This is a genomic window from Streptomyces sp. NPDC053427 (assembly GCF_044544985.1).
In the GTDB taxonomy this organism is placed as follows: Bacteria; Actinomycetota; Actinomycetes; order Streptomycetales; family Streptomycetaceae; genus Streptomyces.
Window position 1 is genome coordinate 1 of the sequence record NZ_JBITYA010000028.1, and the last position, 11,537, is coordinate 11,537.

At 70.5% G+C, this 11,537-nt stretch carries 2 protein-coding genes; both read right to left on the bottom strand.

What is annotated here, in order from left to right; translation table 11 throughout:
• Positions 1-7,560, bottom strand: a 7,560-nt coding sequence (locus ACIGWZ_RS39270; protein ID WP_400072829.1) for an SDR family NAD(P)-dependent oxidoreductase, incomplete at its 3' end; no start/stop codon positions are given.
• Positions 7,561-7,564: 4 nt separating this feature from the next.
• Positions 7,565-11,537 (bottom strand): SDR family NAD(P)-dependent oxidoreductase (locus ACIGWZ_RS39275; RefSeq protein WP_400072832.1); only part of this gene is annotated, 3,973 nt, incomplete at its 5' end.

The following is an 11,537-nucleotide window of genomic DNA, read 5'->3' on the forward strand; positions in this document are numbered from 1 at the left end:
GGCGCAGGCCTCCAGCAGTTGCTCGATGCTGTGGGTGTTGCCGGTGATGATGACGGTGGTGGGGCCGTTGATGGCGGCGATGTGGAGGTCGGGGTGGTGGGTGGTGAGTTGGTGGGCGTGTTGGGGGGTGGTGGTGAGGGAGGCCATGGTGCCGGTGCCGGTGATGTGGGCGAGGGCTTGGGCGCGGAGGGCGACGATGGTGGTGGCGTCGTTGAGGGTGAGGGCGCCGGCGGTGTAGGCGGCGGCGATTTCGCCTTGGGAGTGGCCCAGGACGGCGTCGGGGTGGATGCCGTGGGCTTTCCACAGTTCGGCCAGGCCGGTGAGGACGGCGAAGAGTGCGGGTTGGACGATGTCGACGCGGTCCAGCCCGGGTGCGTCGGGGTGCTGGGAGAGAACTTCGGTCAGTGACCAGTCGGTGTGTCGGGACAGCGCTGTCTCGCACGCTTCGATGTGGTCGCGGAAGACAGCGGAGCTGGTCATGAGATCGGCAGCCATGCCCGGGTACTGCGAGCCCTGCCCGGGGAAGAGGAACACCGTCTTGCCACCGCCGGACGCCGCCGTGCCCTTGATCAGACCGGGATGCTCCTCGCCCCGGGCCAACGCCTCCAACGCCGCGGTGAGTTCGTCCCGGTCGGTGCCGATGACCACGGCGCGGTGGTCGTGGTGCGCACGGGTGGTGGCGAGGGAGTGGCCGACGTCGGCAGGGTCGAGCTCCGGCCGCTCGGCGACGTGAGTCAGCAGTCGTACGGCCTGGGCTGCCAGCGCCTCGTCCGTCTTGGCGGAGACCGGCCAGGCGAACACCGGATTGGGGTCCGGCTCCACGGTCTCCTCAGCCACCGGCTCGGCGACAGGGGGCGCCTCAAGGATGAGGTGGGCGTTCGTCCCGGAGATGCCGAACGACGAGACACCCGCCCGGCGCAACCCGTTCGTCTCCGGCCACGGCGTCTGCTCGGTGAGGAGGCTGACCGCGCCCGCCTCCCAGTCGACGTGCGAGGTGGGCTCGTCGACGTGGAGGGTCTGGGGCAGGACTCCGTGGCGCATGGCCATGACCATCTTGATGACGCCCGCGACACCGGCCGCGGCCTGCGTGTGGCCGATGTTGGACTTGACCGACCCGAGCCACAACGGCCGCTCCACCGGCCGGTCCTGACCATAGGTGGCCAAGAGCGCCTGCGCCTCGATCGGGTCGCCGAGCGTCGTCCCCGTTCCGTGCGCCTCCACCGCGTCGACATCGGCGGTCGTCAGTCGGGCGTTGGCCAGCGCCGCCCGGATGACCCGCTGCTGCGACGGGCCGTTCGGTGCCGTCAGACCGTTGCTCGCGCCGTCCTGATTGACCGCCGAACCCCGGATGACAGCGAGCACCTGGTGGCCGTTGCGCTCGGCGTCCGACAGTCGCTCCAGCAGCACCAGCCCGACGCCCTCGGAGAAGCCGGCGCCGTCGGCGGCCTCGGCGAACGCCTTGCTGCGGCCGTCGGGGGCCAGCCCCCGCTGCCGGGAGAACTCCACGAAGAGGGCGGGGGACGCCATGACGGTTACGCCGCCGGCCAGTGCCATCGTGCATTCGCCGTTGCGCAGCGCCTGCGCCGCCAGATGCATGGCGACCAGCGAGGACGAGCACGCCGTGTCGATGGTGACCGCCGGGCCCTCCAGGCCCAGCGTGTACGCGATCCGGCCCGACGCCACACTCGTCGCGGCACCGGTGACCAGGTATCCCTGGATGTCCTGCGAGGCATGGCCGGTGGTGGCGCCGCCGCCGTACGACTGGGCGCTCATGCCGGTGAACACACCGGTGCTGGTGCCGTGCAGCGTCGTAGGGTCGATCCCGGCCCGCTCCAGCGCTTCCCAGCTGGTTTCCAGCAGGAGCCGCTGCTGCGGATCCGTCGCGAGGGCCTCGCGCGGCGAGATGCCGAAGAAGTCGGCGTCGAACCCGGCCGCGTCGTACAGGAAACCGCCCTCGCGTGTGTAGCTCTTGCCGAGCTTGCCCGGGTCGGGGTCGTAGAGGTGCACGTCCCAGCCACGGCCTTCGGGGAACCCGGACACGGCGTCCCCGCCGGCGGCCAGCAACTCCCACAGCCCCTCGGGAGAGGCCACGCCGCCGGGGAAGCGGCAGGCCATGGAGACGATCGCGATGGGCTCCTCGACGGCGGCGGCCGAGACCGGGGCCTGTGCCGTGGCGCCGTTGACGACACCGAGGATCTCGGAGTGCAGGAACCGGGCGAGTGCGGACGCGTTCGGCCGGTCGAAGATGAGGGTGGCGGGCAGCCGGAGGCCGGTACCGGCGCTGAGCCGGTTCCGGAGTTCGACGGCCGTGAGGGAGTCGAATCCGAGGTCCTGGAACGCCCGGCCCGCGTCGATGCCGTCGGGGTTGGCGTGGCCCAGGACATCGGCCATCTGGCTGCGCACCAGGTCCAGCAGGAGCTCGTACTGTTCGGCCTCGGACAGGCGGGCCAGCCGCGTCTGCAGCCCGGTGGTGCCGCCACCGCGCCGCGTCCGGCGGGCGTGTGCCGGGACGAGCCCGGCCAGAATGGCCGGCAGCGTTCCCGCGGCGTCCTGTCCGCGGAGCGCAGACTGGCTGAACCGAGTGGGCAGGAGCACCGGCCGGTCGGCGGAGAGAGCGGCGTCGAACAGGGCGAGCGCCTGATCGACCGGCAACGGGGTGATGCCGCCCCGCTCCAGACGCACGCGTTGGGTGCGGCTCAGCACGGCGGACATACCGCTGTCCTGCTCCCACACGCCCCAGCCGAGGGACAGGGCGGGCAGCCCCGCCGCACGACGGTGGACGGCGAGCGCGTCGAGATAGCTGTTGGCGGCGGCGTAGCTGGCCGCGCCGGACTCGCCGAGTGCGGAGGCGACGGAGGAGTAGAGCACGAACGCGTTCAGGTCGAGGTGCTCGGTGGCCCGGTGCAGGTGCCACGCCGCCTCGGCCTTCGAACGCAGAATGGTGTCGAGCTGCTCGGGCGTGAGGTTCTCGATGACGGCGTCGTCGAGGGCGCCGGCGGTGTGCACGACGGCGGTCAGCGGATTCCCGGCCTCCACCGAGGCGATCAGAGCGGCGACCGCGCCGGGATCGCCGACGTCGCACGCGGCGATCGTGACGGTGGCGCCGTGCGCGGCGAGCTCGGCCTCCAGCTCCGGGGCACCGGGGGCGTCAGCACCCCGGCGGCTGACCAGCAGCAGATGGCGGACGCCGTGCCCGGTCACCAGATGGCGGGCGAGGTGAGCGCCGAGCGCGCCGGTGCCGCCGGTGATCAGGACGGTCCCGTCGGCGGTGAAGCACGGGCGCTCCACGGCCCCGTCGTCCGCGCCGGACCGCACCTCGGTCGGTACGCCCGTGCGCACCAGTCGCGGGACGAGGACCGCCCCTGAACGCAACGCGAACTGCGTCTCACCGGCCGCCGTCACGGAAGCCAGGGCCGCCGGCAGGGACCCCCACGACTCGTCCGTCCCATCGAGATCGGCCACGACGACGCGGCCCGGGTGCTCGGACTGGGCCGTGCGCGCCAGACCCCAGACGGCGGACGCCGCGAGGTCGTGCGGAACGTCATGGGGCCCGGTGGACATCGCGCCCCGGGTGAGGAGCAACAGCTGGGAGTCCGCGAGCTGCTCGTGCGAAAGGAAGCTCTGGACGAGGGTGAGCGCCTGGCGCGTCGCCGTGCGTACCGCCGCGACGGCGTCGTCACCGGAGCCGGTGTCCACCGCGGCGACGATCGTCTCCGGGACGGGCGTGCCGGCGGCCACGGCCTCGCAGAGCTCGGCCAGGTTCGCGTAGCGGCCGGCATCGGCCGCGGCCTCCGCCGGCTCCCCGATGAACGCCCAGGTGTCCTGTGCGGGCCGGGCGCCGGAGGTCACCGGGTAGGCGTTCCAGTCGACCTGGTAAAGCGAGTCGTGGACGGCGGACGCGGCCACAGCGAGGCGGTCCAGATCGACGGGACGTACGGTCAGCGCCTCGATGCCGAGGACGGGTCGGCCGCTCTCGTCGGCTGTGGTGACCGACAGTGTGCGCGGGCCCGAGGGCGACAGCTTCACGCGCAGGGAGGCGGCGCCGGTGCCGCGCAGGGTGATGCCGGTCCAGGTGAACGGCATGACCGGGCTGCCGGACGTCTCCTGGTCCTCCCCACCGTCGAGAACCGTCCGCATGCCCTGCAGGGCGGCGTCGAGCAGAGCGGGGTGCACGCCGAACCCGTCGGCGGCGAGCCCGTCCGGAAGGGCCACCTCGCCATAGACGGTGTCGCCGAGCTGCCAGGCGGCGGTGAGCCCCTGGAACGCGGGCCCGTAGTCGAAGCCCGCGTCGGCGAACCGCTGGTAGTGGTCGTCGACATCGACGGGCGTGGCGGAAGACGGAGGCCAGACACCCGCCAAGTCGCCTTCCGGCTCCTCCGCTTCGATCGCTTCGATGCCGGCGAGAACCGCCGTCGCATGCCGCGTCCACTGCCCGTAGTCGTCGGGGTCGGTGCTGACGGGACGGGTGTGGATCGTCAGGGTCCGGCGACCGGAGTCGTCGGCGGTTCCGACGGTCACCTGGAGCCGCACGCTGCCGCGTTCCGGCATGACGAGGGGTGTTTCGAGGGTGAGTTCTTCGACGTGTGCGAGGCCGGTGTGGTGGGCGGCGTGGAGGGCGAGGTCGAGGTGTGCGGTGCCGGGGAGGATGACGGTTCCGGCGACGGCGTGGTCGGTGAGCCAGGGGTGGGTGGTGAGGGAGATCTGTCCGGTGAAGGTGGTGCGGTCGTCCTCGGCGGATTCCAGGACGGCGCCGAGGAGCGGATGGGCGGTCGTGGCCTGCCCGAGATGTGTGGGGTCGCCGGTGTTGGCGGGGGTGTTGAGCCAGTAGGGCTGGTGTTGGAACGCGTAGGTGGGGAGGTCGGTGGTGGTTTTGGTGTGGGGGTGGAGGGTGGTCCAGGTGGGGGTGGTGCCGTGGGTGTGGGCGTGGGCGAGTGCGGTGGTGAGTTGGGTGTGGGGGTTGTGGTCGCGGCGGAGGGTGCCGGTGATGGTGATGGGGCTGGGTGTCTCGGTGTTTTCGATGGTTTGGGTGAGTGCGGTGGTGAGGACGGGGTGGGGGCTGGTTTCGATGAGGAGGGTGTGGCCGGTGTGGAGGAGGTTTTGGGTGGCGGTGTGGAATTGGACGGGTTGGCGCATGCTGGTGAACCAGTAGTCGCCGGTGAGGGTGGTGGTGTCGAGGGGGGTGCCGGTCATGCCGGAGTAGTAGGTGACGGTGGTGGGTTGGGGGGTGATGTGGGCGAGGGCGGTTCGGATGTCGTGTTCGAGGGGGTCGATGTGGGGGCTGTGGGAGGCGTAGTCGACGGGGATGCGTCGGGCGTGGATGCCTTCGGTGGCGCAGGTCTCCAGGAGTTGTTCGATGCTGTGGGTGTTGCCGGTGATGATGACGGTGGTGGGGCCGTTGACGGCGGCGATGTGGAGGTCGGGGTGGCGGGTGGTGAGTTGCTGGGCCTGTTCGGGGGTGGTGGTGAGGGAGGCCATGGTGCCGGTGCCGGTGATGCGGGCGAGGGCTTGGGCGCGGAGGGCGACGATGGTGGTGGCGTCGTCGAGGGTGAGGGCGCCGGCGGTGTAGGCGGCGGCGATCTCGCCTTGGGAGTGGCCCAGGACGGCGTCGGGGTGGATGCCGTGGGCCTTCCACAGTTCGGCGAGGCCGGTGAGGACGGCGAAGAGTGCGGGTTGGACGATGTCGACGCGGTCCAGCCCAGGTGCGTCGGGGTGCTGGGTGAGGACTTGGGTCAGTGACCAGTCGGTGTGGCGGGACAGCGCTGTCTCGCACGCTTCGATGTGGTCGCGGAAGACGGTGGAGCTGGTCATGAGGTCGGCGGCCATGCCGGGGTATTGCGAGCCCTGCCCGGGGAAGAGGAACACCGTTTTGCCCGAGTGGCCGGTCGTAACGCCCTTGACCAGGCCGGGGTGTTCTTCGCCCCGGGCCAACGCGGTGAGGGCTGCGGTGAGTTCGTCGCGTCCGGTGCCGATGGCGACGGCGCGGTGGTCGTGGTGGGTGCGGGTGGTGGCGAGGGAGTGCCCGACGTCGGCGGGTTCGAGCTCCGGCCGCTCGGCGACGTGGGTCAACAGCCGCATTGCCTGGGCTGCCAGCGCCTCGTCCGTCTTCGCTGAGACCGGCCAGGCGAACACCGGGTTGGTGTCCGGCTCCACGGTCTCCTCGGCCACCGGCTCAGCATCGGCAGGCGCCTCGAGGATGACGTGGGCGTTCGTCCCGGAGATACCGAAGGAGGAGACGCCCGCCCGGCGCGGCCGCTCAACCTCGGGCCACGGGGTCGGCTCGGTGAGGAGGCTGACCGCGCCCGCTTCCCAGTCGACGTGCGAGGTGGGTGCGTCGACGTGCAGGGTCTGCGGAAGGAGCCCGTGCCGCATGGCCATGACCATCTTGATGACACCGGCGACACCGGCCGCCGCCTGGGTGTGCCCGATGTTGGATTTCACCGCCCCCAGCCACAACGGCTGTTCGGCCGCTCGGCCCTGGCCGTACGTCGCGAGGAGCGCTTGGGCCTCGATCGGGTCGCCGAGCGTCGTCCCTGTGCCGTGCGCCTCGACGGCGTCGACGTCGGCGGGGGACAGGCCCGCGTTCGTCAGTGCCGCCCGGATCACGCGCTGCTGCGACGGCCCGTTCGGTGCGGAAAGCTGGCTGCTGGCCCCGTCCTGGTTGATCGCCGATCCGCGGATCACGGCCAGGATCTGGTGCCCGTTGCGCTCGGCGTCCGACAGTCGCTCCAGCAGCACCAGTCCGACGCCCTCGGAGAAGCCCGTGCCATCCGCCCCAGCCGCGAAGGACTTGCTGCGTCCGTCCGGTGCCAGACCGCGCTGCCGCGAGAACTCCACGAAGGTCGTCGGCGAGGCCATGACGGTCACGCCGCCGGCCAGCGCCATCGAGCATTCGCTGTTGCGCAGCGCCTGCGCGGCCAGGTGAATGGCGACCAATGACGAGGAGCAGGCCGTGTCGACGGTGACGGCAGGGCCCTTGAAACCGAGGGTGTAGGCGATGCGCCCCGAGACCACGCTTCCCAGGCTGCCCGTGGCCACGTAGCCTTCCGCGTCCTTGCCCATGTCGCGCAGGTAGTGGAAATAGTCCTGGGAGGAGACACCGGCGAAGACTCCGGTACGGGAACCGTGCAAGGTCACCGGATCGATACCGGCCTGCTCAAGGGCCTCCCAGCTGGTCTCCAGCAGCAGCCGCTGCTGCGGGTCCATGGCTCGGGCCTCACGCGGGGATATTCCAAAGAATTCGGCATCGAACTGGTCGGCGTTGTGCAGGAAACCGCCCTGCCGCGCATAGCTGGTGCCGGACTTGTCCGGGTCGGGGTCGTAGAGACGCTCCAGGTCCCAGTTCCGTCCCTCGGGGAAGTCGGAAATCGCATCGCCACCGGATGCCAGCAGATTCCAGAACGTGTCGGGAGAGCTCACGTCACCGGGCAGGCGGCAGGCCATACCGACGATCGCGATCGGCTCGCGTGCCTTCTCCTCGACCTGGTGCAGGCGTTGCCGAGTCTGGTGCAGATCGGTGGTTACCCGCTTGAGGTAGTCGCGAAGCTTGTCTTCGTTTTCCATGATGCTAGTCCTCTTCGCTCCGGGTAATTCCGAGTTCCTCGTCGATGAACCGGAATATCTCGTTGTCCGATGCCGAATCGATCTGCTGGGCGACGCTGTCGGCCCCCGGCGAGGGTTGTTCGCCGAGCTTGGCCAGAAGGTTCTGCAATTTGGAGGTGAGAAGTGTGCGGGTGTCTTCGGACAGGGCGGAGAAGTCCCGCTCGATCCGGTCGAGCTCTTGAAGAACGGGGTCGGGCGCCGCCGACTCGGCCGTCACGACCTCCTCGAAGAGGTACTGGGCGACCTCCGCGACCGTCGGGTGGTCGAAGATGAGGGTGGCCGGGAGGCGGAGGCCGGTGGCCGTGGTGAGGCGGTTGCGGAGTTCGACGGCGGTGAGGGAGTCGAGCCCGAGTTCCTGGAAGCCGCGGTTCGTCTGCAGAGTGTCGGGCGTCGGGTGCCCGAGCACCGTCGCGGCGTGCGTGCGCACGAGGTCGATGAGCGTCTCACGCTGCTGGTTCTCGCCGAGCCCGGCCAACTGCTCTGTGAGGGGGACGGCACGCCGGGTCTGCCGGCCGGATCCGCGGGTTGTGGGGGCGCTGATGATGCCACTGAGCAGGGCCGGCAACGTTCCGGCGGTCGCTTGGGCGCGCAACGCGGGCTGGTTGAGCCGGACGGGCAGCAGGTTCGGGCGGCCAGTGGTCAGCGCCGTGTCGAGGAGGGTGAGGGCGTCCTCGGTCGAGAGTGGCATGATTCCGGCCCGGTTCATGCGGGCGAGGTCGTTCTGGTCGAGGTGGTTGGTGAGGCCGCTGGTTTGGGCCCAGTGGCCCCAGGCGAGTGAGGTGGCGGGGAGTCCTTGGGTGTGGCGGTGGGTGGCGAGGGCGTCGAGGAAGGTGTTGGCGGCGGCGTAGCCGCCTTGGCCGGGGTTTCCGAGGGTGCCGGCGGCGGAGGAGTAGAGGACGAAGGCGGCGAGGTCGTGGTGGCGGGTGAGTTCGTGGAGGTGCCAGGCGGCGTCGGCTTTGGGGCGTAGGGCGGTGTCGACCTGCTCGGGGGTGAGGGTGGTGATGGTGGCGTCGTCGAGGGCGCCGGCGGTGTGGATGACGGCGGTGAGGGGGTGTTCGGTGGGGATGGTGGCGAGGAGGTCGGCGAGGGCCTGGCGGTCGCTGGTGTCGCAGGCCGCGATGGTGACCTTGGCGCCGTGGGCGGTGAGTTCGGCTTCGAGTTCGGGGGCGCCGGGGGCGTCGGTTCCCCTGCGGCTGGCGAGGAGGAGGTGTCGTGCGCCGTGGTGGTCGGCGAGGTGGCGGGCCACCAGGCTGCCGAGGGTGCCGGTGCCGCCCGTGATGAGCACGGTGCCGTCGGGGTTGAGGTCGTGGGGGAGGGTGAGGGCGAGTTTGCCGATGTGGCGAGCCTGGCTGAGGTGGCGGAAGGCGTCGGGGGCGTGTGTGACGTCCCAGGCGGTGACAGGAAGCGGGTGGAGGACGCCTGCGTCGAAGAGGTCGCGGAGTTCGCCGAGCATGGTGTGGAGGCGATCGGGGCCGGCCTCGGTGATGAGGTCGAATGCCTGGTAGGCGATGCCCGGGTAGTCGGTCGCGAGGTCTTCGGGTTGGCGGATGTCGGTTTTGCCCATTTCGATGAAGCGTCCGCCGGGGTTGAGGAGGCGGAGTGAGGCGTCGGTGAAGTCTCCGGCGAGGGAGTTGAGGACGATGTCGAGGTGGCCGCCGCTGGTGGTGCGGAAGGTGTTTTCGAAGTCGAGGGTGCGGGAGTTGGCGGTGTGGGTGGAGGGGATGCCCATGGTGTGGAGGGTGGGCTGTTTGGTGGGGCTGGCGGTGGCGTAGATCTCGGCGCCCCAGTGGTGGGCGAGTTGGGTGGCGGCCATGCCGACGCCGCCGGTGGCGGAGTGGATCAGCAGCTTGTCGCCCGGCTCGATACGGGCCAGGTCTCGGAGGGCGAAGTACGAGGTGAGGAAGGCAATGGGCGTGGTGGCTGCTTGGGCGAAGGTCCAGTGGTGGGGGATGGTGGTGAGGAGGCGTTGGTCGGTGGTGGCGGTGGGGGCGATGTGGGGGAAGAGGCCCATGACGCGGTCGCCGGGTTGGTAGTTGGTGACGTCGTCGGCGACGTGGGTGATGATGCCGGCGCATTCGCCGCCGATGTGGCGGGTGTCGTTGACCATGCCGAGGGTGACGACGATGTCGCGGAAGTTGAGTCCTGCGGCGTGGATGTCGACGCGTATGTGGCCGGGGGGGAGGGGTGTGGTGGTGTGGGGTTGGGGGGTGAGGGTGAGGTTGTCGATGGTGCCGGTGGTGGGGACTTCGAGGCGCCAGGTGGTGTCGGTTGTGGTGGGGTTGGTGAGGGGGGTGGTGCCTGTGGGGGTGAGGCGGGGGGTGTGGAGTTGGCCGTGGCGGAGGGCGAGTTGGGGTTCGCCGGTGGTGAGGGCTGTGGGGAGGGCGTGGTGGGAGGTCTGGGTGTGGTCGAGGTCGGCCAGGACGATTCGGCCGGGGTGTTCGGACTGCGCGGTGCGTACCAGGCCCCAGACGGCGGCGGCGGGCAGATCGGTGAGGGCGTCCCCCGTACCGACACTCACCGCACCGTGAGTGACGACGACGAGACGAGCGTCACCGAAACGGTCGTCGGTGAGGAACTCCTGGAGCTGGAGGAGAGCGTCGTTCGCCAGAGTGTGAGCCAACGCCGCCGGTCCTGCCTCGGTGGCCGGGCCCGACGTCCAGTCCGCGACGACGATCTCGGGTGCCACGGCTCCGTTGACGAGAGACTCGGCGAGGTCTCCCAGACTCGGGTGGCTACAGGCTTCGACACCGGCGGCGCGCAGCTCCTCGACGAACTTGGATGATCCGGCCTCGTCACCGATGACGGCCCATGTGGCACTCGGGACCGTGGCGTCCGTGGTCGGTGGTCCCGGGACCCAGTGCGTCCAGAACAGGGATGCGTCGCGGCGGGCGGTGCCGAGTTTGGCCGGGTCCAGCGGACGCAGGCTGAGGCTGTCGACGGTGAGCACGGGTGTGTTGTCGGCGTCGACGAGATGGAGGCCGAGGCTGTCCGGACCCGTGGCAGTGAGGAACGCGCGCAACGCGGTTGGGGCCGCGTCCGCGGTGTGCAGGGTGATGCCGGCCCAGGAGAAGGGCAGTCGGATCGCACCCGGCACATCGTCTCCGTCACCCGTGGCGAGCAGAGCATGCAGGGCGGCGTCCAGCAGAGCGGGGTGCACGCCGAACCCGTCGGCGGCGAACTCGTCCGGGAGGGCCACTTCGGCGTAGACGGTGTCGCCGAGCTGCCAGGCGGCGGCGAGCCCCTGGAAGGCGGGACCGTAGTGATATCCGCGTGCTCCGACGTTCTCGTAGAAGTCCTCGACGTCGATACGGCGTGCCGTGGGCGGTGGCCACGCACCCTCGGCGCGTCCGTCGGCGCTCCCGGCCTGGTCGGTGAGGGTTCCGGTGGCGTGCCGGGTCCATAGGACGTCGTCCGGGTCGTCCTCGGCGGGAGCGCTGGGACGGGTGTGGATCGTGAGGGGACGGCGACCGTTGTCGTCGGTGGGGTCGACGGTGACTTGGAGGTGGAGGGTGCCGTGTTCGGGGATGACGAGGGGTGTTTCGAGGGTGAGTTCTTCGATGTGGGTGTGGTTGGTGTGGTGGGCGGCGTGGAGGGCGAGGTCGAGGTGTGCGGTGCCGGGGAGGATGACGGTTCCGGCGACGGCGTGGTCGGTGAGCCAGGGGTGGGTGTCGAGGCTGATCCGTCCGGTGAAGATGACGCGGTCGTCCGCGGCGGACTCGACGGCTGCTCCCAGGAACGGGTGAGTGATCTCGTTGAGTCCCAGGTGGGCGGGGTCACCGTTTGCTGTGGCGTGGAGCCAGTAGGTGTGGTGTTGGAACGCGTAGGTGGGGAGGTCGCTGGTGGTGTGGGTGTGGGGGTGGAGGGTGGTCCAGGTGGGGGTGGTGCCGTGGGTGTGGGCGTGGGCGAGTGCGGTGGTGAGTTGGGTGTGGGGGTTGTGG